Here is a 24,437-nt window from a genome sequence, read left to right as displayed (position 1 = left end):
CAGTCGCGAAGCTCCCGGCAATTCCGGATCCGGAACCTGTCGATCACTGCCAGGCTGACGGCTTCGCGACTGGCATCGCTCCTGCAACGCACTTGCACCTGTCAGCGCACGAAGACCTCATCAAGGAAGTTTTCCATCATCTTGTTGGCACGTTTCGCCGCCCGTTTGTTGTACATGCAACCTGGCGGGCTGTTGGCCGTCTCCAGCGCGAAGCAATGCACCGCGCCGCTGAAGTTGACGAACTGCCAGTCCACGCCGGCCGCGTTCATTTCCTTCTCGAAACCCGGGATGTTGGGGGCCACGCTCTGGTCGTCGGCGCCGTTGAGGACCAGCAGTGGAGCCTTCACCACACCCCGAGCCGCCGGCATCGTCGTGTCCAGGCCGCCGTGGAAGGTGACCACGCCGGCGATATCGGCGCCGCTGCGGGCCAGCTCCAGCACCGAAGCGCCGCCGAAGCAGTAACCGAACGCGGCCACGCGCGTGGCATCCAGCGGTGCCTTGCCAGCCTGGGCGCGTAACACCTGCAGCGCCTTGTTCATCCGCGCACGCATTGCCGGTCGGTCGGCGTATAGCTTCTTGACCTGGGCCAGTGCCTGCTCCGGATTCTTCGGCCTTATGCCCTTGCCGTACATGTCGACCACCAGCACCACGTAGTCATTGCCGGCCACCTGCCTGGCTTTGGCGACCGCATCGGGGGTCACGCCCAGCCAGTCAGGCACCATCAGCAGCCCGGGACGCTTCGGCTTGCCGGCGTCGTCATAGACCAGGAAGCCGCTGAAATCCTGTTTGCCAAGCTTCCAACTGACGGGTCTGGACACCGGGGCGGCCAGCAGCGGTGCCGACCAGAGGGCGGCCAGCGCCAGCCAGGCGAGGGAAATCTTGCGCATGGTCATTTCTCCAGGTGAACGATCGAACGCGAGAATATCCGGCCGATGTTTCGACGGCGCGAAACCACAGGCGCCGGACCCGTGAGGCGATGCCGGCGACGGGGACTCAGGCGATGCCGATACCGGGAATGGCCGATATGAGGTCGGGGTCGAAACCGGCGAGAGCCGCGAAATGGCGACCACGCGCAACATAGTCCTGGTACGCGCCGAAGCTGGGCGCCCCCGGGGAGAGCAGCAGCACGCCTCCCGCCTCGCCGAGGAGGCCGCGGGCCTGCTCGACCGCGGCCCCCAGATCGGCTGCCGCAGCCAGCTTGAATCCATACTCCGGAGCCAGCGGGGCCAGCAAGGCGTTGATGCGCGCGCCATTGGCGCCCATGGTGACGATGCCGCCCGGCGCCTCGACTCGCATGGCCGTGGCGAAATCCGCCCAGTCCACGCCGCGGTCGTGGCCGCCTACGAGTACGGCAATGTCGCGGCCGTGGAAGCATTCCAGCGCCGCAAGCGTGGCATGCGGGGTGGTGCTGATCGAATCATTGACGTAAGTGATGCCATCGCGCACACCCAGCGTCTGCAGGCGATTGGGCAGTGGGCGGAAGGTCTGCGCATGCGGCGCCAGCGCGGCGGCATCCAGCCCGAGCGCTTCCAGCGTCGCCAGTACTGCACACAGGTTGCCGCGGTTGTGGCGGCCAGGCAGCGGGGTGCGGGTGCTGTCGAACACGAAGGTGTCGGCGCGCCATACCTCTTCGCCGCGCAGGTGCCAGCCTTGCGGATGGTTGAACCAGTGCACTTGGCTGTCGGGAAGCGCCAACGAGGCGAGCCGCGGGTCAGCGGCATTCAACACCGCGGTCCTGGGGCGGGCCCGGGTTACCAGTGCGAGCTTGTCTTCCACATAACGCGCTTCGCTGCCATGCCAGTCCAGGTGCTCTGGAAACAGGTTCAGCACCACCGCGACTTCCGGACGTGCCGTCGCAGCGGCGACATCGAGGGTCTGGTAACTGGACAGTTCGATGGCCCAGTAATCGGGCGTCGGATCGGCATCGAGCGCCTCCAGCAAGGGCATGCCGATATTGCCGACCAGTGCGGTGCGATGGCCACCCGCGCGCAGCAGGTGTGCCAGCAGCGCGGTCGTGGTGCTCTTGCCCTTGGTGCCGGTGACGCAGATCGAATGCGGCACGATTCCCGCGTCATTGCCCCGTTCGTCGAACCACAGCGTACTGCCGCCGATGAAACAGGTGCCCTGGGCGGCGGCCGACCGGGCCGCCTCGCCGTAGGGACTGACGCCCGGCGACTTGATGACCAACTGCTGGACCGCCAGCGTTTGCGCATCGACATGCGTGGCAATGGCCAGCAAGGGATCGCCATATCCCTCGACTTCGGCGGCTTCCTCGCCGCTGCAGAACAAGGTCAGCGGCAGCGCCGGCAGCCGGGAACGGATGGCCCGATACGCCGCGCGCCCTTCACGGCCCCAACCCCACAGTGCGACCCGCCGGCCTTCAAGCTGCGAAATTCGCACGCAGCCGCTCCCACAGTGCCGGCGGTACGCGATGCTCGCCCTCCAGCTCCAGTAACGGTGCAAGCTGCAGCTCTTCGGCAACCAGCTGCGGCTGTATCTCGCGCTGGAAGCGCGCGACCAGCGCGTCTTCCTTCCATTCCGGGCGCGCGGCCAGTGTCGCCATCGCCGCGCGGGATTCCTGGCCTTCGCCCACGCATTCGAACGGCTTGTGGTCCTGGAATTCCAGCAGCGCGTCGAAACCCGCGGCCTGCCCCGCATCATCCAGCAGGTTGCGGCCGAAGATGCCGACCAGTCGCGGCTTGGGCATGAACGGCGCCAGCGCCAGGAACACGAAATGGCATTTGGGACAGACGCCGCACCAGCGATTCACCGGGCGCTCGCCCATGATGTGGAAGTTGCGGTTGCAACTGGAAAAATGCGCGTCGTAGCGGTCGGTCCTGGCGAACTGGCGGGCAACGGCCAATTCACTCAGCGAACGCAGCAGCGAGTAGTAATGCAGGTCGGCGGCAACCTGCTTGTGCACGTGCTCGCCGAATGCATGCTCGAACTGCCAGCCCTTCGACCATTGGTGGTTCACTTCGCCGGTCCCGGCAATCATGCTGCCGTAACTTGCAGAGCGTTCATTGGAGAACACCACCTGGTCGGCGTCCTGCAGCAATGCGGCAAGCACCAGGATCGCCGAATTGATCGCAGTCACCGGGATGTGCCCGTTCCAGGCGCCCTGCCGGTTCAACTCGAACAGGCCCGGCGCCAGCGCCCGCCCCAGGTTGAGGGTTGGCAATTCGGTGCGCGCGGCACAGGCGGCGATCAGCTGCGAATTGCCGATCCAGGTGACGGTCTGGTCCACGCCTGCCGACCGCAACGCCTCGATCGAAACCAGCGAATCCTTGCCGCCGCCGATGGCGACCAGTGCATGGTGGCGCAGGCCAAGCGAAGGTGCAGCGCTTGACGTGCCACCCGCCTCCGCAACCGGAAACCGGATACGACCGTGCAGGTCCAGCCCGTTGCGATAGGCGAATTCCCCGAGTCCGTTCACATAGATGCTTTCAAGCAGCGCGGCGGTATCGGCATTGATCGCATAACTTTCGATGCGGATCTCCGAAGGCACCGCCGCCTTGTAGTAACTGACGCCGGCGATCAGATGCAGCAAGCGCAACGCATTTTCAACAGCCAATGCGCGCGTACCTTCCAGCACAAACGGCGCACCGGGCACGCTGACGGTTTCAACCAGCTCGGGGCCTTCGTCGAAGGCGTAGACCAGCTCCGCCACGCCGGTTTGCGCATCCAGGCCGCAACGGACGAAGCGGAAAGCCCTTACCTCGTCGCGCTGGAATTTCCAGTCAGACATCCAGCACCTCTTCTTTCGGCAATGCCCGCAGGTTGTAGGCATTGGCCATGGTGAAACCGTAAGCGCCCGCATCGGCGACCAGCACGACGTCGGCTTCGGTCGTGGCGACGGTCAACCTGCGGCGCTTGCCGAAGACATCGCTGGACTCGCAGATCGGTCCGACGATGTCGAAAACGCCTTCCGCCGCCTCGTCAATCCGGCTGAGGTTGACGATGTCGTGCCAGGCGTCGTACAGCGCGGGCCGGATCAGCGCGTTCATTCCGCCATCCAGACCGACGCGATGCACGCCGTCCTTCTCCACCACCTGGGTCACCGACAGCAGCAGCGCGCCGGCCTCTGCCACCAGGTAGCGCCCGGGTTCGATGGCGATGCGGTAGCCAGGATAGGCGGCCTTGATCTCGGCCAGACCCGCACCCCAGGCGTCGAGATCAAAAGGCTCGTCGTCCGCGGTATAGGGAATGGGAAGACCGCCACCGATATCGATGATCTCCACGCTGCCGATACGGTTGGCAATGCCCCCGAGCTCATCGCAGATCTGCTTCCAGTGCTGCGGTGTTTCCACGCCGCTGCCCAGGTGCGCGTGCAAGCCGATGACGCGCGTGCCCAGCTGGCGGGCCCGGGCGACGAAGGCCTCGACCCTGGCCACGGGCAGGCCGAACTTGGATTCCTTGCCACCGGTACGCACTTTCTCGTGGTGGCCGTCGCCACGACCCAGGTCCACGCGCAGCCACAGGTCGCGGCCGCGGAAGACCTCAGGCCAGCGCTGCAGGGACTCGATGTTGTCCAGGGTCACCGTGACCCCCAGGCCGTAGGCGTGTTCGTACTCGGCACGCGGCGCGAAGCTGGGCGTGAACAGCACCCGCCGCGGCGAGAGTTCGGGAATGACTTCGAACACGCGCTGCAATTCACCCAGCGACACGCATTCCAGGCCGAAGTCTTCCTGCACTAGCAACTTCAGGATCGCCGGATGCGAATTGGCCTTGATGGCGTAGTAATGCTGGTCGATGGACGATAGCTGCTTCAGCGCCCGTGCCCGCGCGCGCACCGTGGGCAGGTGGTAGGCGTAGCGCGGCGTGCCCGCTGCAGCCATGGCCAGCAGGCGTTGGCGCTCGCCCTGCCACCACGGCGTGTCGCGCTTGCGGATGCCGTGCGCGATCTCGCGCCAGCGCGGCCCGAATACGCTGGTCTCTTCCACCGGCATCGCGCCGCTGTCGATCAGCGCGGCATGCAGGACCGGAAGCAGGCCGTCGGCGTCGGCTTCGTCGATGACGAAGGTCAGGTTGAGGTCGTTGGATGACTGCGAAATCATGTGCACGCGTTCGCGGCCGAACGTCGCCCACACGTCCGACAGCTTGTGCAGCAGCGAGCGCATGCCACGCCCGACCAGGGTGATGGCCGCGCAGGGCACGATCACCTTGACCCGGCAGATTTCCGACAGATCGGCCGACAGCGCCGCCAGCACGTCGGTGTTGACCAGGTTCTCGCTGGGGTCCAGCGACACCGTCACGTTGGTTTCGGCCGAACCGATCAGGTCCACCGACAGCCCGTGCTTCTTGAAGCGGGCGAACACATCGGCCAGGAAGCCCACCTGCTGCCACATGCCGATGCCTTCCATCGACACCAGCACGATGCCGTTGCGGCGGCTGATCGCCTTGACCCCGGGCACGGTCGCCGCGCCACCGTCGATGCTGGTGCCAGGCAGCTCGGGCCGCTCGGTATCCAGGATCGCCATAGGCACGCTGGCATCGCGGCAGGGCTTGATCGAGCGCGGATGCAGCACCTTGGCGCCCGTGGTGGCGATTTCTTGGGCTTCGTAATAATCCAGCCGGGTCAGCAGGCGCGCATCGGGTACTTCGCGCGGATTGGCGCTGAACATGCCCGGCACATCGGTCCAGATCTCCACCCGTCGCGCGCCCAGCAAAGCGCCGAAGTAGGCGGCCGAGGTGTCCGAGCCGCCGCGGCCCAGCACCGCGGTGCCACCGTCCTCATGGCGGGCGATGAACCCCTGGGTGAGCAGCATGCGCGCGGGCTGCTGGCGGAACGCGGCACTCCAACCCTCGCTCGGCGAGGTGCTGCAGGACACCGAGAGCCGCTGCGCCCAGGGACTCTGGTTGGGCAGCAGGCTGGCCTGCAGCCACTGGCGTGCATCCATCCAGCCGAAATCGAGCCCGGCCGCGCGCAGGTAGGCAGCCCCCAGCGAGGAAGAAAGCAACTCGCCCTGCGCCAGCAGTTCGGCCTGCCAGGCCAGGTCGCGGCCCCCGGCGCGGGGGTCGACACCCAGCGCGCGCAGCGCGGCGAGGCGTTCGCCCAGCACCTGCTCCGGATCCAGACCGAGTTCAACGGCGAATTCGCGATGTCGCTGCTCCAGTTGCAGCAGGCGCACGTCGCTGTCGGCCGCGCCGTCGGCTATCGCGGTCAGCTCGTTGGTCACACCGGACAGGGCCGACACCACGACCAGCACGCGCGCGTCGTTTTCCCCGGCGCGGCGTTGCGCCAGCCGCCCTATGGTGTCCCAGCGGTGGCGGCGCGACACCGAAGTGCCGCCGAACTTCAGGACTATCCAGCGATCGGACGCAGGCGGGGCAGGAGGCATGGACACGTTGGGGGACTGCCCGACCATTCGGGCGTGAACCCTGAATTCTAGACGATGGTCGCGCCACGTGGGCCGTGGGTCCAAAGGCCTGCGCGGGCGGCTGGCAACAGGCGCGGCGTGGGTTGCTAAGCTGCACGGCCCCCATCGCCTGCCCAGCCATGACCTCACGCCGTTACCTGCAACTCGATGTCTTCGCCGATCGCCCGGGCGCCGGCAATCCACTGGCGGTCGTGCTGGATGCCGAAGGCCTGGACGATACGGACATGCAGGCCATCGCCCGCTGGACGCGGCTGCCCGAAACGACATTCGTGTTTCCGGCAAGTTCGCCCGCTGCCAGTTACGGCCTCCGCATATTCAGCCCGAGGCGGGAAGTGCCTTTCGCGGGCCATCCCAGCGTCGGCACCGCGCATGCGGTGATCGAAGCGGGCCTCGCCGAGCCGCGCGACGGCTTGCTGGTGCAGGAGGGCATCGCGGGCCTGCTGCCGCTGCGCGTGACCGGCAGCGGCAGGACGCGCACCATCGCGGTGCGCACGCCACGGGCACGCGTCATGGAAGTGGCGTCAGCGGACGATGCGCGGCTGCAGCAGGTCCTGGATGGCTTGCCACTGGGCAGCTTGCCGCCGGCACTGATGGATGGCGGTCGACGCTGGTGGCTGGCCGAACTGCGCGACGAAGCCGCTTTGCGCACGGCCATGCCCCCATGGGACGCCATCGGCAAGCTGGCACGCGACACCGACAGCATGGGCATGTGCGTGTTTGCCCGCAGCGACGACCCGGTCTACTTCCTCGCCGTACGCGCCTGGGTTGGCGCGCCCGCCCAGTTCGAGGACGCGGCGTCGGGCGCGGCCAACGCCACACTCGCGGCCTGGCTGGCCTCGCGTAATGCACTGCCCGGCCCCGATGGACGCTACCGAATCAGCCAGGGCCGGGAAATCGGCTATGACGCGATCATTGAACTGTATGTCGACCCGGAAGGAGAGGTCTGGTCCGGCGGCAGGATCTGCAATGTGGTGACGGGGAAGATCGACTGGTAGGAAGCCAGCCGCCGGACTATCGATCGGCATGCCTCGCTGGTGAATGCCGGATCGAGTACTCAGGTTTGTGCGGAAACGCTGCGTCAGTTGATGGCCGGATCCGGGTATTTGCCGGAATGGTGGTGTGTGACTCACAAGCGCCAAAGAAAAAGAGCCTTGCGGCTCTTTTTCTCATTAGTTAGGCGGGAAGGCGAACCTTAGTCGGCCTGCACATCCACGCGGACCCTGATGCGGTCGCCAGGATGATAGTTGGTACGCGTGTGGTAGGTGCGGTTGGCGTATTCATAGGTCACGTCGTAACCCTGCACGGAGTCGTCATCGTAGGTGTTCTGGTTGTACGAACCGTTGCGGCTGGTCACCGGGACGGGGTCGCATACGCTGACCGTACCGCGGCGCTGGTATTGCCGGTTGCGCACCGAACTGTCGTAGATGGATCGCCCTGCCATGCCACCGACCATGGAACCCACCGCAGTGCCCACGTAGCGGCCGCTGCCCTCGCCGATCTTGCTGCCCAGCACCGCCCCGGCAATGCCGCCCAGGACGGTGGCCATGGTGCGAGTGCCTTCGTTGCCGCGTACAACCCCATCGTCGCGGCCGCTGTATGCGCCGTTGCCGTAATAGCCGTCATTGCGGCCGTAACGATCGTCATTGCCGTAGGAGCGCTCGTTGCCGACGTAGACGTCGTCGTCGGACTGGCTTTCGTAGCACCGGGTCCCGTCGCGATTGCTGCGTGCGTAACCGGATCCGATCACCGGATCGACGCGCACGACGCGTGCGTAGTCGTAGGTGGCCCCCTGCGACGCGTATTCATTGGTATTGCGATAGCCATCGTCCTGCGAAGGGTAATAAGCGGATGATTGCGCTGCGGCATTGCCGGCGAAGACGAGGCTCGCGGCGAGCAGGCTGGCGGTAAGGCGTTTCATCGAGGGGGCTCCCAGCGCCGGAGTAGCGCCGGGGCATCGTTGATTCGTCAGGGTTAAACGAGTCTGAATTCAGCCCTGCAGGCCAAGCCGGTTTAGCCATGCGACAGTTTCACCCGCGTCACGAGCGGCCTGCCGACCCAGCAAAGGCCCGACATGGCTGGTTGCAAGCGATTCCAGGGTGTCGGCGCCCCAGGCCTTGGCCCAGTCAAAAATAATGGCCGGTGGCACGTCTTCGTCCCGCTTGGAGATGACAAACAGCGCAGGACAGCCGGGCTTGGCTGAGGGGATGCCGGCCTGCGCTTCACGCATCACCTGGCCTGATTCATCGCGCCAGTGCCGGAACGCGAACAAGGCGCTGGCCTCGTCCGCATCGGCCATTGCGTCGCGCGTGGAAGCCAGCCGCGCATGGCGTTGCCAGGGGATGGTGTCAGCCCATTCCCGTTGCGACAAGGCTTGATTCCAGGGTGCAGGAGGCAGTGGATTGACCAGAACCAGCGCATCAGCCGCGTCGGCGTACAGCACCGACAACAGCCCGCCGAGGCTTGCCCCGATCAGCACGCGCGGATGTGGCAAGCGCTCCAGTTCCGTGCGCAGTTGCAGCGCGTAGTCCTGCAGGCAAGTGGACGCCAGGCCTGCATGCGCTGCTTGCAGTTCGATGGCATGCGCTGATACGCCGTGAGCCTGCAGTACCGCCGCCCATGCCTGCCACTCCCACGCGCCGCCGCCCGCGCCATGCACCAGCAGTGCGGAGAGCTTGCCCTCCGCAACACGGACAGCAGCAACCATCAGGACTCAGCCTGCCAGCTCAGCCTCCAGGCTGATCGGCACGGCGCTCAGGGCCTTGGACACCGGGCAGTTCTTCTCTGCGTCCGTGGCCAGTTCCTGGAATTTGGCTGCATCAATCCCTGGCACGACACCCTTGACCTTCAGGCGGATCTGGGAAAAAGCCGGGCCATTCTCCATCGACAGATCCACTTCGGCGCGGGTGTCGAGGGAAGTCGGCGGAAACCCGGCCTCGGTCAACTTCGCAGACAGCGCCATGGTGAAGCAGCCAGCGTGCGCAGCGGCGATCAACTCTTCGGGGTTGGTGCCCTTTTCGTCGCCGAAGCGGCTGTTGAAGCCGTAGCGGGTGTTGTCCAGCAATCCGCTTTGCGGCGTGCTCAGCTGGCCCTTGCCGGCCTTGAGGTCGCCTTCCCAGTGTGCGGTGGCGTGGCGCGAGATACCCATGCGTGTTCTCCTTCGGTTGGGGGAGCGCACAGCGTAGTCCGTCAGGCGTTACAGGTTTGTGCGCCGCAACGGGACGCCGCGTTTGCATGCGCGCTATGGTGACCGCCCGCCATGACCGCCCGCCGGTCAGCACGCTCGCCACCGGTCGCAATGCCCGGCCCGACAGCCATGACGGCCCTCTACTCCACTTAGCTGGGAGGAACGGCCTCATGCCTTATTCGACAGCACAGATCCGCAACGTGGCCCTGGCAGGCCACCCCGGCGCCGGCAAAACAACCTTGTTTGAAGCCCTGCTGCTTGCCGGCGGCGCCCTGCAGGCGGCAGGCAGCATAGAGCGCGGCACCACCGTCTCCGATCACGATCCGATGGAAAAGGACCGCGGCCATTCGATGGACAGCGCCATCGCCAGCACCGAACACGCCGCCGCCGATGGCCAGCTGGTGCACCTAAACCTGATCGACACCCCCGGCTACCCCGACTTCCGTGGTCCGGCCCTGTCCGCGCTTGCGGCGGTCGAAACCGTGGCGATCGTGGTGGATGCCGACACCGGCATCGGCTACGGCACGCGCCGGTTGATGGCACATGCCAAGGCCCGGAACCTGTGCCGGGTGCTGGTCGTCAACAAGATCGACCATCCGGGCGCCAAGCTGGGCGTACTTCTAGACACGCTGCGCGAAACCTTCGGGCCCGAAGTGCTGCCACTCAACCTGCCGTGCGAAGGCGGACGGCAGGTCGTCGACTGCTTCTGGAAGACGACCGGCGAAAGCAACCTGGGGCCTGTCGCTGGCTGGCACCAGAAGATCATCGACCAGGTCGTCGAGGTCAACGAAGCCGTGATGGACCACTACCTGGAGCAGGGCGAATCCGGCCTGCAGCGACAGGAGCTGCACGACGCCTTCGAGCAATGCCTGCGCGAAGGACACCTGGTGCCGGTCTGTTTCGTATCGGCGCGCAGCGGCGCCGGCGTGCGCGAGTTGCTGGACATCGCCGAGAAGCTTTTCCCGCATCCCGGCGAGGGCAACCCGCCCCAGTTCCTCAAGGGCAGCGGCGACGACGCCGTGCCGATCCAGGCCAGGCCGGACCCCGAAGCCCACGTCATTGCCGACGTCTTCCGGGTCGTCAACGACCCGTTCGTGGGCAAGCTTGGCATCTTCCGCGTCTACCAGGGCACCGTGCGCAAGGACACGCAGCTTTTCGTCGACGACGGCAAGAAGGCGTTCAAGGTGGCGCACCTTTTCAAGTTGAAAGGCAAGGACCACGTCGAGATCGCGCGGGCCGTGCCGGGCGACATTGCCGCCGTGGCCAAGATCGAGGACCTGCATTTCGATGCGGTGCTGCACGACAGCCACGATGAGGACGGCATCCGCCTGGCCCCGCTCGCCTTCCCGAAACCCATGTTCGGCCTGGCCATAGACGCCACCCGCAAGGGCCAGGAACAGAAGCTGGCCACTGCGTTGCAGCGGCTGTCGGAAGAGGACCCCTGTTTCCAGGTCGAACATGAGACCGAAACCAATGAAACCGTCATCCGCGGATTGTCCGACCTGCACCTGCGCGTCAACCTGGAACGGCTGAAGGATCGCTACGGCGTGGAAGTGAGTTCGCGGCCACCGCGTATCGCCTATCGGGAGACGATCGGGGCTGCGGCCGAGGGCCATCATCGCCACAAGAAGCAGACCGGTGGCGCCGGCCAGTTCGGCGAAGTGTTCCTGCGCATCGAACCGTTGCCGCGCGGCGGTGGCTTCGAGTTCATCGATGCGGTGAAGGGCGGCACCATTCCAGGGCAATTCCTCCCTGCAGTGGAGAAAGGCGTGCGCCAGGTGCTGCACGGCGGTGCGCTGGCCGGCTACCCGATCCAGGACGTGCGGGTCACTGTCTACGACGGCAAGCACCATGCGGTGGACAGCAAGGAAGTGGCCTTCGTCGCAGCAGGCAAGAAAGCCTTCCTCGATGCCATCGGCAAGGCCCGGCCACAGGTACTGGAACCGATTGTCGACCTGGAAGTCAGTGCGCCCGAGGCACAGGTCGGCGACATAACCGGAGGGCTTTCCTCCAAGCGTGCCCGCATCAATGGCACCGACTCGGCACGCGGCGAGATCCTGGTCAAGGCGCAGGTGCCACTGTCGGAACTCGAGGCGTACGCGGCCGAGTTGAAATCTGTGACTGCGGGCAAGGGCCGCTACCGCCTGGATTTCAGCCACTACGAACCGGTACCGGAGCACGTGCAGAAGAAGCTGGTGGAGGCTTACAAGCCGAGGCACGAGGACGACTGACGTAGCGGATCGCCTGTCGAGGCGAGCCGGAGTGCTTGCGCGATCCTTCCCGCGTCCGGGACCGTGTGCCCTCCTTATGCCGCCAAGATCGTGCCTGCTGCCCCGGCTTGAAGCCCTGGACAACGCGGGCCTTGCCACGCTGGCTCGGACCCCATCGCAAGCACAGCACATCACCGGCCGACCAGATCCCCGTGCGCGGGCCGTATGGGATACGGCCCGGCAACCCGCATGCTGCAAGTGCATAGTCGCCCCCGCTCACGCGAAACCTGCCGCCTGATCCGGGCGGTTATGAGCTGATCGCAAAAAAATACATGAAAAAGGGTGTTTTCGGTGTTTCCGGTATTGGCGTAGCGGATTAATTGCCCTACATTGCGCATGCCGACGTGGTCGGCCCGATTACCCACCATTGACTGTAAAACAGGACATTTATGGCAACGAGCAAGAAAAAAGTCGCGCCCAAGAAGGCCGCCCCGAAAAAAGCTGTCGCCGCCAAACCGGCTGCACCGAAGCCCATCAAGGAAGCACTGAGCAAGTCCGGCCTGGTCGCCCACATCGCCGAAGCTGCCGGCATCGCTGCAAAAGACGTCCGCGCCGTGCTGGCCTCGCTGGAAGCAGCGGTCCACGGTTCGGTCAGCAAGAAGGGCGCTGGTTCCTTCACCCTGCCCGGCCTGCTGAAGATCAGCGCCGTCAGCGTGCCGGCCAAGGCCAAGCGCAAGGGCATCAACCCGTTCACCAAGGAAGAGCAGTGGTTTGCCGCCAAGCCCGCCTCGGTGAAGGTCAAGGTTCGCCCGCTGAAGAAGCTGAAGGACGCCGCTGCCTGATCGCAGCGCGCCAGGTAACACCTGCTCGGGACGGCAATGCCGTCCCGAGTCGTTTCTGGCCTACCGGTTCGAACAGCTCCCGTCCGCATTTGCCTGCTTGCAGCAATGCCCGTGGCATTGGTCATGGTTGATGTCAGGCCCGGTCGGCCGCAGATAGTCATGCCACGCCATGCAGGAATACCGCACATGAAGATCCAGGGCTTTCTCGACCACTTGCTCAAATCTGCCCAAGGCGGCAGCAGCGCCGGCACGGACATCTCCACGCCCTCGCAGGGCGGACTCGGCGGCATGCTCAATGCCGATTTCGGCAAGGGCGCCCTCACCGGCGGCGCACTGGGCCTGCTGCTGGGCAAGAACAAGACCACGCGCAAGCTGGCGACCTACGGCGGGCTGGCCGCTATCGGGGTGATGGCCTACAAGGCTTATGGGGATTACAAGCAGCAGCAGGGTGGCGCAACGGCCGAACCACAGACCGTGGACCGCCTGCCACCACCACAGGCAGAACTGCACAGCCAGGCCATCCTCAAGGCACTGGTCGCCGCAGCCAAGGCCGATGGCCACATCGATGCGCGCGAACGGCAGGTGATCGAAGGCGAATTCACCCGCCTCAACCAGGATGCGGAACTGCAGCAGTGGTTGCATGCGGAACTGGAAAAACCACTGGATCCTGCCGAGGTGGCACGTGCTGCAAGCACGCCGGAGATCGCCTCTGAAATGTATCTGGCCAGCCTGATGGCTGCCGACCAGCAGAATTTCATGGAACGGGCCTACCTGGATGAGCTGGCGCGCCAGCTGAAGCTGGATGACAACCTGAAGCTCAGGCTGGAACAGCAACTCAGGCAGGGCTGACGTTCCCCGCATGGCCACCCCGCCGGTTCCACGGCGCCGCTATCTGCGAGCGGTGAAACCATGGCTGTGGTGGCCACTCATTCTGATGCTGATGTATTGGATTGCAGCCTGGTCGTGGGGCCAACCCTTCATGGCCATGCCGCGCACCACCTGGGAACTGGCCAGGCTGCCTCCCCCTGCCGCACTGCCCGTCCCTGTCGAAGGCGTGCGCGCGGCGCGCATCGCCGACACTTTCGGCGCGCCACGCGGTAAAGACCGCACGCATGCCGGCGTGGACATCTTCGCCAGGCGCGGCACGCCTGTGCTCAGCGCCACCCGTGGCATCGTGGTTTCGGTACGCGAAGGCGGACTGGGCGGACGCCAGGTCTGGGTGCTCGGCCCGGCACGCGAGCGGCATTACTACGCGCACCTCCAGGATTGGCAACCCGGACTGCAGGCCGGAGATGTGGTCGGCCCCGGCATGCAACTGGGAACGGTGGGCACTACTGGCAACGCCCGCGGCACCCCGCCGCACCTGCACTATGGAATCTATGGCGCCGACGGCGCCTACGACCCCCTGCCGCTGCTCCAGGCATACGCGTTGCAGGCCTCTCCGCGCTAACCGCATGCCGCCGGCATGGAACAGTCCATCGCGGTCCGCACCCTCGTTGCGGGCGCTTGGCGGACCTATCTTGTTTGCATCCCCCGCAAGCAGAAGTCCGCCCCATGGCAACCAACTCCCACCGATATCGCATTACCGTGACGCCCGTCGAGGACAACGGCCTGCAGTGCAACGGCCGCTGCACCATCGAGTTCGAGCACAGCTGCCATGACGACTGGATGCGGATACTGGAAGCCATGCAGGAGCAGCGTGGTCTGAGCGGGGACGAACGCGCGGCCCTCACCGTCGCTACCAAATTGCTCAGCGGGCTGATGCTGGACCATCGCAAGGATGCCGATGACCTGTTCTCGCCGCTGCGACCGCACATGGGCGAGTTCATCAAGAACCTCAAGCAGCGCAACAGCGCTGGAAACCGACCGGCCGTCGTGCATCCCCAGAGACGCCCGGAACAGGATTAGCCCAGAGCCTGAGAGTTTATGGCGAGTGAGGGCACTTCCTGCGGGCGGCTGCCTGGCTTCACTGCATTTATCCCACGCGGCAGCGGCAGTCCCCGTAAACTGGCGGGCATTGGTCATGGGGGAAATTCATGCGCGGATCCTGGATGCTGCCACTGATCCTGCTGGTGGGCGGGTGCTCATGCGAACGTCGACCTGACGCGGAGACGGTGCCTGCCGGCACCGACGTACAGGTGGTCGCCACCCCGGCTGTTGATAGCCAGGCCACTCCGGCCGCCGTTGCCGCACCAGCACCAGGACCGGCAAGCAGCGTATCGGACGCGGTTTCCACCGTGCATGCCTACCTTGCTGCGGTCGCGGCAAAGGACTGGCCCAAGGCCGACGCCTACTGGTCGGGAGGAAAGCCGCCGCCGCGGCCGGATGATTTCAGCGTCCGCGGGGTCGAGGACCTGCAGTCGATGCGCATCAACAATGAAAGCCCCACCCCGCTTGACCGTGACTCACCCCCGCAGAGTGTCGAAATTCCGGTGACCATCCGCGTCCGCAAGCAAACAGGTGTGTACGAGATCCGTGGCTGGTACCGACTGCGACGCAAGATAGCCGGTGATGGCTGGGAGATCACGTCGGCCTCGATGCAACCCTCGATGGGTTGAATCATTGGCGACGTGCCGCGTTGCATCGGTAGTGGCGGTGGCAGGCATCGTCACGAATGACATTGGTCTTTCGCTGATTTCAGGGAACGGGGGCGATCGAAGCCTTGCATTGAAGTCGCATTCACTTCGCCCGGCTAAGGTGGCGCTTGCTGCGTCCTGTTTACCCGGACGAATCACACCTGCAGAAAGCGTCCTTCCGCGCGCCCTTATCGAGACACTCAATGAAATTCCACCAGATGAACTTCCGCTCCGCCGCCCTGAAGTCGGCCTGCATGGCTCTTTTGCTCACCGGCCCACTCGTCGCCATGGCAGCCACGGCCGATCGCAACGAAATCGGCGTCGCCGCGCCACAGGTGCAGCAGTACCTGGATACGGCCTTTCCGCGGGAATACGAGGCGCTGGGAGGCTTGTTCACCCTGACTGCCCGCGATCTCAAGCTCAGCATCCCCAGCTCGGGCGAGCGTTTGAACATGGGTTTTTCCGCCAGTGCGTCTTCCGGAGGCGGCGCCGAGACACCTGTAGGCCGCATCGTGATGAGCAGCGGCCTGCGCTACGACGCCAACGACAACGCCTTGTACATGGACCAGCCTACGGTCGATGACGTGCAGCCGGCCTCTCCGGGGCAACGTGTCGACGAACAGACCCGCGTGCTGCTGAATCTCTGGCTCGCCGACTATGCCAGGAAGCAACCGCTGTTCAAGCTGGACCCCGCGTTGATGGCGAACCTGGGAGGCGTGAAGGTTGAATCCACCACCATTCGCAACGGGCAGATCGTGGTCCGCTTCAACCAACCCGTCGGCATGCCGGATCTGGACGATGCGCAGGAGTAATGCACTGCTGACCGTGGCGCTATGCGGCTGCCTCGCCGCATGCGCGGTGGAAGACAAGGCCGGCCCCAACGCGATTGCCGGCAAAGGCGAGGTCGCGACCGTGGAGGCGGCCGCAGCTCCCGCGCCGACGGCTGTTGCGGTGCCGGATGACACCACTCCTGGCAGGAACATCGCACCTTCGCCCGCCGAGGCTCGCCAGGTCGTGGTGGATTATTACGCGGCCATCAACGCGCGCGATTACAGGAAGGCCTACTCGCTGTGGAGTGGCGAAGGTGCAGCCAGCCGGCAGAGCTTCGAGAATTTCAGTGGTGGCTATGCCAACACCGAATCGGTTGAGGCGGATGTGGGCGAAGCCACCGGGCAGGAGGGAGCTGCGGGCTCACGCTACATCATGGTGCCGGTCGAACTGCAGGCCCGCCAGTACAACGGCGCACTGCACAGCTACAGGGGTCGCTTCGCACTGCGCGCCGCGGTTGCCGACGGCGCCAGCGAACAGCAGCGCCGATGGCACCTGGATTCGGCGGAAATGCAACGCTTGACTGACGATGCCCCGGCATCCGGCACCACCGAATAGCTGCCGGTCATTTTCCGCAGGCTGTCGCTTTCCGCCTTCTGATACAACTGAAACATCCCCATCCGTCCCGCCGATCCTGGCTTCAGAGCTCGAACCGGTAGGACAGCTTGACCAGCAATTGCTCGTCGTCCCGAAGATCGAAACTATCGGCCAGCAACTGACCGGTGTCCTGCGAGTAGCCTTCCTGCCTGTAGCCGCCCCGCCCGTACACGACGTACAGGTAGGAAAGCGGTGCCAGCTCATAGCGATAGCGAACCTGGAAGCCCAGGTTCCTCACGCTGAAATCGTCCACCTTCAACGGACTGACGAGGGCGTTGCCCGTGCCGTCCACCGAGTAGCTCTGGCTCGCGTTCGCATCCAGCGCGATGGCCTGCAGCTTGATGCGCAGCTCCTGCCTGTTGCCGATGTTCCAGTCCAGCCCCGCGTTGAGGTGCACCTCGCGCGCGTCGTAGCTGCCCAGCAGATTGCTGTCGCGATTCCATACCAGCCAGTCGGGCGTGTGGTCGGCATAGATCCCGGCCGTCAGGCTGAGCGCGTCGCTGATGAAATAGGTGGGCTCGTACTCCATGCTGTAGCCGAGCTTCGAGTTGCCCGCCAGGCCGCCGCTGTACAGCTGCATTTCCACCTCGTGGCCCCAGTTGCCCTTGCGAGGCCGCTGGTACTCGAAGTAGGAATTGAAACTGGCCGGCTTCTTCACCGGCCCGTGGCCGCGGGTGATCAGGTCGTCCACGCCCGCGCTGTTGATATTGATCTGCGCGTACTCGTAGCTTCCGTTGCGCAGTCGACCTTCGCGGCTGACCCGGAACTGGTCGTTGAGCTTGTCGCCATGGTCGTTGTGGTTGCTGCTCACGCGCCCACGCCATTCCTTGGAGGAATAGCGCGACTGCTCGGGCTGGACGGCGAAGCGCTTGCGCAATTCCCAGTGCAGGTAGTTGAGGCTGTTGCGCGCCAGGTATCCCGCGTCGTTTATCTGCAGGTCGTTGCCGAAATGCATGGCGATCCATTGCTGGCGCCAGCCGTCGTCCATTTCGTAGTCGGCCCAGAGCGTGCCACCCAGGTCGCCGGTGATCCTGCCCGACACTTCGACCTGGCTTCCAAAAACGCGGGTTTGCACGTTCCAGCGCTGGCTGGGCCGCCAGTTGTGATCCACGCCGAGCACGGTGGCGTCCCGATCGAGGTACGGCCGCTCCACGCGGGTCAGCATCACGCCCAGGTTCTGGTTGCCGAAGTCCCGCACCAGCCGCAAGGCCCCGAATGTGCGTCCCGCCTGGTCGGCCTCATCAGCGAGAAAAATGCCGTAGCTGGTGTTTCCCAAGCTGCCGTTGACCTTGACCGCGGCGGTGATGTCGCCCGAGCCATTGCCATCGTCGGCCGGTCCGCCGACACGCCGCGTGTACAGCAACTGGCTGAAGTCGGAAGGCGTCGTGTATTCGAACAGGCCCTGGTTCTCGGTGAAGAACGGGCGCTTGTCGCTGATGAAGGTTTCAGTGGCACCGAAGTTGACCACCAGGTCATCGCTTTCGACCTGGCCGAAATCAGGATTGAGGGTGGCTGCCATCTGCAGCTGGCCGTTAGGCTTCCAGAAGATATCGGCGCCCCCGTCGAAGTCGCCACCGCCACGCACGTTGTCGTACAAGCCTGAAACATAGGGGGTGACAGTCAGCAGGGACTGGCTGTACTGGGCCATTTCCACCGCGTTGAAATCGGACATGAATCGCGGACGCTCGAAACTGGCGGCAGGCCACGCCGAACGCTCGCCGGTGGACCCGATCACCCGGTCCAGGTAGATCTTCAGTATGCGCGTGCCGCCGCTGGCCTTGCGCATCGGCGTGATGTACCAGGGGATCAGCATTTCCACCGACCAGCCCTCCGCATCCTCGCTGACCGCATGCTGCCAGTTGCCGTCCCAGTCGTCGTTGAAGCTGTTCTGGTTGCTGATCACCGCATCGGAGATGCCATCGGTCGAAGACACCGTGAAGTTGTAGCCGGTGCGCCCATCGCCGTCGAAGTCCACCATCAGGTTGACCCGGTCCACCTGCTCTTCGAAGTCGCGTTGCACCCGCTGGCGCGTACGCGGGACGCTGGGCGGCTGGGTGTTGCGGAAGCCGACCGCCAGCCCCTCGGGGGTGGCCAGGATCCAGGCTTCGGTTGGCTGCGAGCCCGGCGCGCGGGTCAGCGGCTGGGTCATGCGGAAATCCTCGACATGACGCGCGCCAATCCACTCCTGCGGGTCGATCCTTCCGTCGATATCAACCGCAACGGCCGGCATTGCACCTGCCCACAGCCCCATGCCCACCACCACGCCCCAGACCTTGCCCATCGAATTCTCCTGCCGATGCGCCTAGGTTAGAGCGGCCGTCACGGCAAGGCCCGTCCCGTTAGTCATTGCAACCTTCGCGTGCTTGCCTGCATCAACGCCGGCAGGTCAGGCAGTGGCGTCGTGGGTAACGAAAGTGCTTTCGCCCTGTGGCAGTTCGAGCCATTCCGGATGGGCCAGCGCACGCCCGATGTCGGCCAGACCCGATTGCCAATGCTCGCGCATGGCCACGCGGCCAAACTGGTAGTCCTTGAAATGCCCGAACCGCGCGCGGTCGCGGTAGATCAGGTGGATCAGGCTGTAGCGGCGGTCGCAGGCCAGCCCCGCGGCGCGCTGGCACCATGGATTGTCCTTGCGCACGCTTTCCGGAATTTCCTCGAGCAGTTCGCGCAGCAGGCGCCGGTAGTGCTGGCCGAGTCGCTGCATGTCGGTGATGGTGCGGGTACGACTGGAGTACTGGATCTCCTTCTCGCGTTCGGCCACATCCAGCAGGTTCTGCGGAAGTTCGCCCTGCGCGCTCCACAGGTCCACCTGGAAAACCAGCGAGTCCTGGCGCGGCTCGGAATCGAATACCTGCGACAGCGGCGTATTGGACACCAGCCCGCCATCCCAGAAATAGCGCCCATCGATCTCGACGGCCGGGAACGCGGGCGGCAGCGCACCGGATGCCAGGATATGGCGCGCATCCAGGCGCATATGCGCATTGTCGAAATATTCCAGGTTGCCGCTGGCCACGTCCACCGCGCCGACCGACACGCGGATGCCGCCATCGTTGAGGCGATCGAAATCGACCATCCTTTCCAGCGTTTCGACCATCGGCTGGGTGACGTACCAGCTGGCACGCGTGGGGCCCGGAGCGGTAAAGGGATCCTCGCCGAACCAGCTGCGCGGCTGGTAGAAGCCACGCTGCCCTTCGACCATGGCGCGCCAGGCCTCCCACGCGTCCAGCCAGCCGCGCGCCTCTTCGGCGATGCCGGTCAGGCTTGCTTCCTGGCCCAGCGTGGTCGCGGGCAGAAGATAGGGCTGCGAGATGGTTTCCCAGAACTCACGCAGCGCATCGATCCGCCGCTCCGGGGCGTTGCCTGCGATCAGCGCCGTGTTGAAAGCCCCGATGGAGATTCCGGCGAGCCAGTTCGGCACGATGCCGGCTTCATGCAGTCCCTGGTAGACGCCGGCCTGGTAAGCGCCCAGCGCGCCACCACCCTGCAGGACCAGCGCGACATTCCTGGGCTCGCGACGGCGCGATGCGGTCCTGTGTTGTCCCAATGGCGTCACAGGCGACGCGGCAGCCTTTGCGGCGGAGGGGCTGGTGCGTCGAGTGGCCATGCCTGCGCTCCCGTGTTGCGGTTGAATTGATCCGCAGGCCTTGCGCCGCTACGGGCGGTCAGCCGACGGCCTTGCGGCCTACTGCATGTACCAGCCGTGGCTGACCACCACGCTTTGCCCGGTCAACGCATTGCTGGGGAATTCGCACAGGAACTTCACTGTCTGGGCCACGTCCTCGACCGTGGTGAAGATGCCGTCCACGGTCTGGCCCAGCATGACCTTCTTCACGACTTCCTCCTCGCTGATGCCCAGGGTCTTCGCCTGCTCCGGTATCTGTTTTTCCACCAGCGGCGTGCGCACGAAGCCCGGGCACACCACATTGGCGCGCACGCCATGCTTGCCGCCTTCCTTGGCCAGCACGCGGGCCAGGCCCAGCAAGCCGTGCTTGGCGGTGACGTAGGCGGACTTCAACGGCGAGGCCTCGTGCGAATGCACCGAGCCCATGTAGATGACCACGCCGCCGCGGCTTTGACCGGCATCATCGCTTTTGTACATATGCGGCAACACCGCCTTGGTGGTCAGGAAGGCGCCATCCAGGTGGATGGCCAGCATCTTCTTCCAGTCCGCGTAGGCGTAGTCCTCGATCGCGTTGATGATCTGGATGCCGGCATTGGACACCAGGATGTCCACGGGACCCAACTGCTCCACCACCCGCGCAATACCCGCGTTGACGGCTTCTTCATCGGTGACGTCCATGGCAACGCCCAGCGCCGTGCCGCCAGCCAGGGTGATTTCGTCAGCGACGGACTGGGCACCTTCCAGGTTGAGATCGGCGATTGCGACCCTGGCACCAGCCTTGGCCAGGGTGTGCGCGATTTCCTTGCCTATGCCACTGGCCGCGCCAGTGACCACCGCTACCTTGCCTGCGATCGGGGAACCCATGGGTTCGACTCCTGAGTGGGGAACAGGCCCAATAGTGTCGCAAACCGCGGGTTACCGCATCGTACTTGTGGCCGATGCGCTTACTTGGCTTTTGCCTTGGTCTTCGGCTGCAGCATGGTGCCGGTGCAGTTCTTCGAACCGCAGCGGCATTCCCAGATCTTCTTGAGCCGCGCGGTGTGCGGTTCGTCCAGGGTGATGCCGTAGTTGTAGGTCAGCTCTTCGCCCGCCTTGATGTTGCGGATGGCTTCGATCATCACCCGGTCCTTCTTGCGGTTCTTGCCATCGTGCTCGTCGATGGTGGCTTCGCAGTTCGGATCGCAGCTGTGGTTGATCCAGCGCGCCTTGTTGCCCTTGTGGTTGGCATCGATGACGTAATCATCGTTGAGGGTAAACAGGAACGTATGTCCGGAATCGACGTCGCCGGTGTCGTCTGCGTCCACTTCGGCATGCGTGCGGCGCTTGCCTTTGTATTCGACGACGTGCTCGCCCTTCTTGATGTCGGCGATGGCGAAAACGCCGTTGCCATGGATGTCGGACTGGCGGGCTTCGATCTTGCGGGGCATGGGAGGTTCCGGCGTGGGTTGCCTTCATTGTCGCCTGCGCAGGCATTCCTTGCCATCACTCGGGACCGGCGGATGTCCTGCCCGGGACGCGCATCGCGTTTGGTTGGCATTCCCCCCCAAAGCGAACCCTGTGCATGCGAACCGGACTCTTCCTGCTGATTTCCACCTTCCCGCTAACGGCCTGCCAGCCTTCCCCTGCCCCGCGTGCGCAGGACGAGCCGATCGCCACCCCTGACCTGATCGCCAAAGGTCAATACCTGGTAAAAATCGGCGGCTGCAACGACTGCCATACACCGGGCTACGCCCAAAGCGGGGGCAAGGTGCCCAAACAGCATTGGCTGACCGGGTCGGGCCAGGGTTTCATGGGCCCCTGGGGCACGACCTACCCCAGCAACCTGCGCTTGAACCTGTCGAAGATGAGCGAGGCCGAATGGCTGGTCTACAGCAGCACCTTCCATACGCGGCCGCCCATGCCTGATTTCACCGTGCGCGACATGTCCGACGACGACCGCCGTGCCCTGTATCGTTTCGTGACCTCGCTTGGCAGCGCCGGCACGGAGGCGCCCGCCTACCTGCCTCCTGATCAACAGCCCCCCGCACCTTATTTCCAGCTGGTACTGCCTGCGGCACCTGCCGATGCCCCCGGCCAGGAGCACGCAACGAAAGCGCCCGCGGCATCCTGAACAACGATGGCTTGGCCGGGCCGGGCGTAAAGCGTACAATTTCGGTACGCTTTTACGATCAACCGGCCCATGCTTCGCGTCACCAAGCTCACCGATTACGCCACCGTGGTCCTGACCGTGCTCGCCGCGCGTCCAGGTGACGTGCTGAGCGCCGCCGATCTGGCCGAGACTTCGGGTCTGGAGACGCCGACGGTCAGCAAGCTGCTCAAGCCGCTGGCCCAGGCCGGGCTGGTGGCCAGCCTGCGCGGCGTGCATGGCGGCTACCGCCTGAGCCGCGCGGCCTCGGCCATCACCCTGATCGAAATCGTCGAGGCCATGGAAGGACCCCTGGCCATGACCGAATGCAGCCAGCACGAGAGCCACTGCGGCATTGCCCACCAGTGTGGCGTCCGCAGCAACTGGCGCCTGATCAATGACGTGGTCGCCGATGCCCTGCGCGGAGTCACGCTGGCGCAGATGCTCAAACCCCCCACTTCCACCGACGATGCCAGGCGCCGACCCATCGCCCTGCACGTCGCATCCAGTTGAATGAGTAGGCAGCCCATGGCCACCGAAGCAGCAATCCCCCTCCAGTCAATCCCCGCGAAGAATGCCGGGATTGTCGAGCAGCTCGGCCGTCGCTATGACGCCGGCTTCATCACCGACATCGAATCGGACAGTTTCGAGCCGGGTCTCAACGAAGACGTGGTCCGCGCCCTTTCCGCGAAAAAGGAAGAGCCGCAGTGGATGACGGACTGGCGGCTGGCGGCCTACCGCCACTGGTTGACCATGCCGGTGCCGCACTGGGCCAAATTGAACATCGCCCCGATCGACCTGCAGTCGGTCAGCTACTACTCCGCACCCAAGGCCAAGTACGCCTCGCTGGATGAAGTGCCACAGGAGCTGCTGGACACCTACGACAAGCTGGGCGTGCCCCTGCACGAACGCGCCAAGCTCGCCGGCGTGGCCGTCGATGCGGTCTTCGATTCGGTCTCGGTCGGAACCACGTTCCGCAAGGAACTGGCCGAAAAAGGCATCATCTTCTGCTCGATGAGCGAGGCCGTGCGCGAACACCCGGACCTGGTCAGGCAATACCTGGGCAGCGTGGTGCCGACCGGCGACAACTACTTCGCCGCGCTAAACGCGGCGGTGTTCTCCGACGGCAGCTTCGTGTTCATCCCCAGGGGTGTGCGTTGCCCGATGGAGCTGAGCACCTATTTCCGCATCAATTCCGGCCATACCGGCCAGTTCGAACGCACCCTGATCATCGCCGAGGACAAGTCCTACGTGTCCTACCTGGAAGGCTGCACCGCGCCGATGCGCGACGAGAACCAGCTGCATGCCGCGGTGGTGGAGCTGGTGGCGCTGGAGGATGCCGAGATCAAGTATTCGACGGTGCAGAACTGGTACCCCGGCGACGAGAACGGCAAGGGCGGCATCTACAACTTCGTCACCAAGCGCGCCGAATGCCGCGGCGCGCGCAGCAAGGTCAGCTGGACCCAGGTGGAAACCGGATCGGCGATCACCTGGAAATACCCTAGCTGCGTGCTGCTGGGTGACAACTCCACCGGCGAGTTCTATTCGGTGGCGCTGACGCACCACCGCCAGCAGGCCGACACCGGCACCAAGATGATCCACATCGGCCGGAACACCAAGTCGAAGATCGTCAGCAAGGGAATCAGTGCGGGCCGCGGCCAGAACAGCTACCGCGGCCTGGTCAAGGTGGAAAAATCCGCCGCTGGCGCGCGCAATTACACCCAGTGCGACAGCCTGTTGATCGGCAAGCAGTGCGGCGCGCACACCTTCCCCTATATCGAGGTCAAGCATCCCGACGCCATCGTCGAGCACGAAGCGACCACCTCCAAGATTTCAGACGACCAGATGTTCTATTGCCGCGCGCGTGGCATCAGCCAGGAAGATGCCGTTTCGTTGATCGTCGATGGTTTCTGCAAGCAGGTGTTCCGCGAGCTGCCGATGGAGTTCGCGGTGGAAGCCAAGAAACTGCTTGAAGTGAGCCTCGAGGGTTCGGTCGGATAACCAGGACCTGTGACGCAGGATCGACGCCAACCGCGCCTCCGTCCCCACAACGCCATCGCGACCCAGGTCGCT

At 64.8% G+C, this 24,437-nt stretch carries 23 protein-coding genes; 12 read left to right on the top strand and 11 right to left on the bottom strand.

Annotation, left to right across the window (positions count from 1 at the left end):
- Positions 1-101 precede the first annotated feature (101 nt).
- The 4 genes from DT603_RS10295 to DT603_RS10280 form a co-directional block, all read right to left on the bottom strand.
- Positions 102-887 carry a dienelactone hydrolase family protein gene (locus DT603_RS10295; RefSeq protein ID WP_246191749.1) on the bottom strand — a complete coding sequence of 262 codons (786 nt, stop codon included), beginning with the start codon at positions 885-887 and terminating at the stop codon, positions 102-104.
- A gap of 106 nt (positions 888-993) precedes the next feature.
- Positions 994-2,400: a UDP-N-acetylmuramoyl-L-alanine--D-glutamate ligase gene (gene murD, locus DT603_RS10290; protein ID WP_162349796.1), complete on the bottom strand. Its 1,407-nt coding sequence runs from the start codon at positions 2,398-2,400 to the stop codon at positions 994-996.
- Positions 2,381-3,748: a UDP-N-acetyl-alpha-D-muramoyl-L-alanyl-L-glutamate epimerase gene (murL, locus tag DT603_RS16080; protein WP_162349795.1), complete on the bottom strand. Its 1,368-nt coding sequence runs from the start codon at positions 3,746-3,748 to the stop codon at positions 2,381-2,383. Before murL ends, murD begins: the two co-directional genes overlap by 20 nt.
- Entirely contained in the window at positions 3,741-6,341 is a 2,601-nt protein-coding gene (locus DT603_RS10280; RefSeq protein WP_162349794.1) for a bifunctional aspartate kinase/diaminopimelate decarboxylase, read from the bottom strand. Before DT603_RS10280 ends, murL begins: the two co-directional genes overlap by 8 nt.
- A 158-nt stretch (positions 6,342-6,499) precedes the next feature.
- Between DT603_RS10280 and DT603_RS10275 the strand changes: the two genes are divergently transcribed.
- The gene (locus tag DT603_RS10275) at positions 6,500-7,375 is read left to right on the top strand and encodes a PhzF family phenazine biosynthesis protein (RefSeq protein WP_162349793.1); all 876 of its coding nucleotides are present in this window, start codon (positions 6,500-6,502) and stop codon (positions 7,373-7,375) included.
- 197 nt (positions 7,376-7,572) lie between these two features.
- On the opposite strand, the gene DT603_RS10270 is transcribed toward DT603_RS10275, so the two are convergent.
- The 3 genes from DT603_RS10270 to DT603_RS10260 form a co-directional block, all read right to left on the bottom strand.
- On the bottom strand, positions 7,573-8,298 hold the full coding sequence (locus tag DT603_RS10270) for a glycine zipper 2TM domain-containing protein (protein WP_162349792.1): 726 nt from the start codon (positions 8,296-8,298) through the stop codon (positions 7,573-7,575).
- A 69-nt stretch (positions 8,299-8,367) separates the two neighbouring features.
- Positions 8,368-9,084, bottom strand: coding sequence for an alpha/beta hydrolase (locus DT603_RS10265; RefSeq protein ID WP_162349791.1), 717 nt, complete (start codon positions 9,082-9,084; stop codon positions 8,368-8,370).
- A 6-nt stretch (positions 9,085-9,090) separates the two neighbouring features.
- The gene (locus tag DT603_RS10260; protein WP_162349790.1) at positions 9,091-9,525 is read right to left on the bottom strand and encodes an OsmC family protein; all 435 of its coding nucleotides are present in this window, start codon (positions 9,523-9,525) and stop codon (positions 9,091-9,093) included.
- Between the two features lie 209 nt (positions 9,526-9,734).
- On the opposite strand from DT603_RS10260, the gene fusA reads away from it, so the two are divergent.
- The 8 genes from fusA (at position 9,735) to DT603_RS10220 (ending at position 16,578) form a co-directional block, all read left to right on the top strand.
- On the top strand, positions 9,735-11,795 hold the full coding sequence (fusA, locus tag DT603_RS10255) for an elongation factor G (protein WP_162349789.1): 2,061 nt from the start codon (positions 9,735-9,737) through the stop codon (positions 11,793-11,795).
- A 428-nt stretch (positions 11,796-12,223) separates the two neighbouring features.
- Entirely contained in the window at positions 12,224-12,616 is a 393-nt protein-coding gene (locus DT603_RS10250) for an HU family DNA-binding protein (protein ID WP_162349788.1), read from the top strand.
- A 186-nt stretch (positions 12,617-12,802) separates the two neighbouring features.
- Positions 12,803-13,465, top strand: a complete 663-nt coding sequence (locus DT603_RS10245; protein ID WP_162349787.1) for a tellurite resistance TerB family protein — start codon at positions 12,803-12,805, stop codon at positions 13,463-13,465.
- Positions 13,466-13,475: 10 nt separating this feature from the next.
- The gene (locus DT603_RS10240) at positions 13,476-14,066 is read left to right on the top strand and encodes a M23 family metallopeptidase (RefSeq protein ID WP_162349786.1); all 591 of its coding nucleotides are present in this window, start codon (positions 13,476-13,478) and stop codon (positions 14,064-14,066) included.
- 104 nt (positions 14,067-14,170) lie between these two features.
- The gene (locus DT603_RS10235) at positions 14,171-14,524 is read left to right on the top strand and encodes a DUF3861 domain-containing protein (protein ID WP_162349785.1); all 354 of its coding nucleotides are present in this window, start codon (positions 14,171-14,173) and stop codon (positions 14,522-14,524) included.
- A 128-nt stretch (positions 14,525-14,652) separates the two neighbouring features.
- Positions 14,653-15,174 (top strand): hypothetical protein, encoded by a 522-nt coding sequence (locus tag DT603_RS10230; protein WP_162349784.1) that lies wholly within the window; start codon positions 14,653-14,655, stop codon positions 15,172-15,174.
- 221 nt (positions 15,175-15,395) lie between these two features.
- Positions 15,396-16,004, top strand: coding sequence for a YceB family lipoprotein (locus tag DT603_RS10225; RefSeq protein WP_162349783.1), 609 nt, complete (start codon positions 15,396-15,398; stop codon positions 16,002-16,004).
- Complete coding sequence (locus DT603_RS10220; RefSeq protein ID WP_162349782.1) at positions 15,991-16,578, top strand: hypothetical protein; 588 nt, start codon at positions 15,991-15,993, stop codon at positions 16,576-16,578. The genes DT603_RS10225 and DT603_RS10220 overlap by 14 nt, the downstream gene beginning before the upstream one ends.
- An 82-nt stretch (positions 16,579-16,660) precedes the next feature.
- On the opposite strand, the gene DT603_RS10215 is transcribed toward DT603_RS10220, so the two are convergent.
- From DT603_RS10215 to DT603_RS10200, 4 genes are all read right to left on the bottom strand, one after another.
- Entirely contained in the window at positions 16,661-18,898 is a 2,238-nt protein-coding gene (locus tag DT603_RS10215; RefSeq protein WP_162349781.1) for a DUF5916 domain-containing protein, read from the bottom strand.
- Between the two features lie 105 nt (positions 18,899-19,003).
- Positions 19,004-20,221, bottom strand: coding sequence for a DUF3734 domain-containing protein (locus DT603_RS10210; protein ID WP_162349780.1), 1,218 nt, complete (start codon positions 20,219-20,221; stop codon positions 19,004-19,006).
- 78 nt (positions 20,222-20,299) lie between these two features.
- Positions 20,300-21,103: a 3-hydroxybutyrate dehydrogenase gene (locus DT603_RS10205; RefSeq protein WP_162349779.1), complete on the bottom strand. Its 804-nt coding sequence runs from the start codon at positions 21,101-21,103 to the stop codon at positions 20,300-20,302.
- 80 nt (positions 21,104-21,183) lie between these two features.
- Entirely contained in the window at positions 21,184-21,666 is a 483-nt protein-coding gene (locus tag DT603_RS10200) for an SET domain-containing protein (protein ID WP_162349778.1), read from the bottom strand.
- 134 nt (positions 21,667-21,800) lie between these two features.
- Here DT603_RS10200 and DT603_RS10195 point away from each other — a divergent pair, with 134 nt between their 5' ends.
- From DT603_RS10195 to sufB, 3 genes are all read left to right on the top strand, one after another.
- Entirely contained in the window at positions 21,801-22,349 is a 549-nt protein-coding gene (locus DT603_RS10195) for a cytochrome C (RefSeq protein ID WP_211368381.1), read from the top strand.
- A 69-nt stretch (positions 22,350-22,418) separates the two neighbouring features.
- Complete coding sequence (locus tag DT603_RS10190) at positions 22,419-22,877, top strand: SUF system Fe-S cluster assembly regulator (protein WP_162349777.1); 459 nt, start codon at positions 22,419-22,421, stop codon at positions 22,875-22,877.
- 15 nt (positions 22,878-22,892) lie between these two features.
- On the top strand, positions 22,893-24,365 hold the full coding sequence (gene sufB, locus DT603_RS10185) for a Fe-S cluster assembly protein SufB (protein ID WP_162349922.1): 1,473 nt from the start codon (positions 22,893-22,895) through the stop codon (positions 24,363-24,365).
- Positions 24,366-24,437: the final 72 nt, after the last annotated feature.

Source organism: Pseudoxanthomonas gei, assembly GCF_010119615.1.
GTDB lineage: Bacteria > Pseudomonadota > Gammaproteobacteria > Xanthomonadales > Xanthomonadaceae > Pseudoxanthomonas_A > Pseudoxanthomonas_A gei.
The sequence above is the reverse complement of the archived record's forward strand: the minus strand, read 5'-3'. Positions and strand labels throughout refer to the sequence as shown.

Bases quoted from the DNA above. Each gene is read 5' to 3' on its own strand.
- DT603_RS10230 (WP_162349784.1), top strand. From the start codon at position 14,653: ATGCGCGGATCCTGGATGCTGCCACTGATCCTGCTGGTGGGCGGGTGC.
- murL (WP_162349795.1), bottom strand. From the start codon at position 3,748: ATGTCTGACTGGAAATTCCAGCGCGACGAGGTAAGGGCTTTCCGCTTC.
- DT603_RS10210 (WP_162349780.1), bottom strand. From the start codon at position 20,221: ATGGCCACTCGACGCACCAGCCCCTCCGCCGCAAAGGCTGCCGCGTCG.
- DT603_RS10215 (WP_162349781.1), bottom strand. From the start codon at position 18,898: ATGGGCAAGGTCTGGGGCGTGGTGGTGGGCATGGGGCTGTGGGCAGGT.
- sufB (WP_162349922.1), top strand. From the start codon at position 22,893: ATGGCCACCGAAGCAGCAATCCCCCTCCAGTCAATCCCCGCGAAGAAT.
- DT603_RS10235 (WP_162349785.1), top strand. From the start codon at position 14,171: ATGGCAACCAACTCCCACCGATATCGCATTACCGTGACGCCCGTCGAG.
- DT603_RS10205 (WP_162349779.1), bottom strand. From the start codon at position 21,103: ATGGGTTCCCCGATCGCAGGCAAGGTAGCGGTGGTCACTGGCGCGGCC.
- DT603_RS10250 (WP_162349788.1), top strand. From the start codon at position 12,224: ATGGCAACGAGCAAGAAAAAAGTCGCGCCCAAGAAGGCCGCCCCGAAA.
- DT603_RS10265 (WP_162349791.1), bottom strand. From the start codon at position 9,084: ATGGTTGCTGCTGTCCGTGTTGCGGAGGGCAAGCTCTCCGCACTGCTG.
- DT603_RS10240 (WP_162349786.1), top strand. From the start codon at position 13,476: ATGGCCACCCCGCCGGTTCCACGGCGCCGCTATCTGCGAGCGGTGAAA.
- DT603_RS10195 (WP_211368381.1), top strand. From the start codon at position 21,801: ATGCGAACCGGACTCTTCCTGCTGATTTCCACCTTCCCGCTAACGGCC.
- DT603_RS10225 (WP_162349783.1), top strand. From the start codon at position 15,396: ATGAAATTCCACCAGATGAACTTCCGCTCCGCCGCCCTGAAGTCGGCC.
- DT603_RS10295 (WP_246191749.1), bottom strand. From the start codon at position 887: ATGCGCAAGATTTCCCTCGCCTGGCTGGCGCTGGCCGCCCTCTGGTCG.
- DT603_RS10275 (WP_162349793.1), top strand. From the start codon at position 6,500: ATGACCTCACGCCGTTACCTGCAACTCGATGTCTTCGCCGATCGCCCG.
- fusA (WP_162349789.1), top strand. From the start codon at position 9,735: ATGCCTTATTCGACAGCACAGATCCGCAACGTGGCCCTGGCAGGCCAC.
- DT603_RS10270 (WP_162349792.1), bottom strand. From the start codon at position 8,298: ATGAAACGCCTTACCGCCAGCCTGCTCGCCGCGAGCCTCGTCTTCGCC.
- DT603_RS10245 (WP_162349787.1), top strand. From the start codon at position 12,803: ATGAAGATCCAGGGCTTTCTCGACCACTTGCTCAAATCTGCCCAAGGC.
- DT603_RS10280 (WP_162349794.1), bottom strand. From the start codon at position 6,341: ATGCCTCCTGCCCCGCCTGCGTCCGATCGCTGGATAGTCCTGAAGTTC.
- DT603_RS10260 (WP_162349790.1), bottom strand. From the start codon at position 9,525: ATGGGTATCTCGCGCCACGCCACCGCACACTGGGAAGGCGACCTCAAG.
- DT603_RS10200 (WP_162349778.1), bottom strand. From the start codon at position 21,666: ATGCCCCGCAAGATCGAAGCCCGCCAGTCCGACATCCATGGCAACGGC.
- DT603_RS10220 (WP_162349782.1), top strand. From the start codon at position 15,991: ATGCGCAGGAGTAATGCACTGCTGACCGTGGCGCTATGCGGCTGCCTC.
- DT603_RS10190 (WP_162349777.1), top strand. From the start codon at position 22,419: ATGCTTCGCGTCACCAAGCTCACCGATTACGCCACCGTGGTCCTGACC.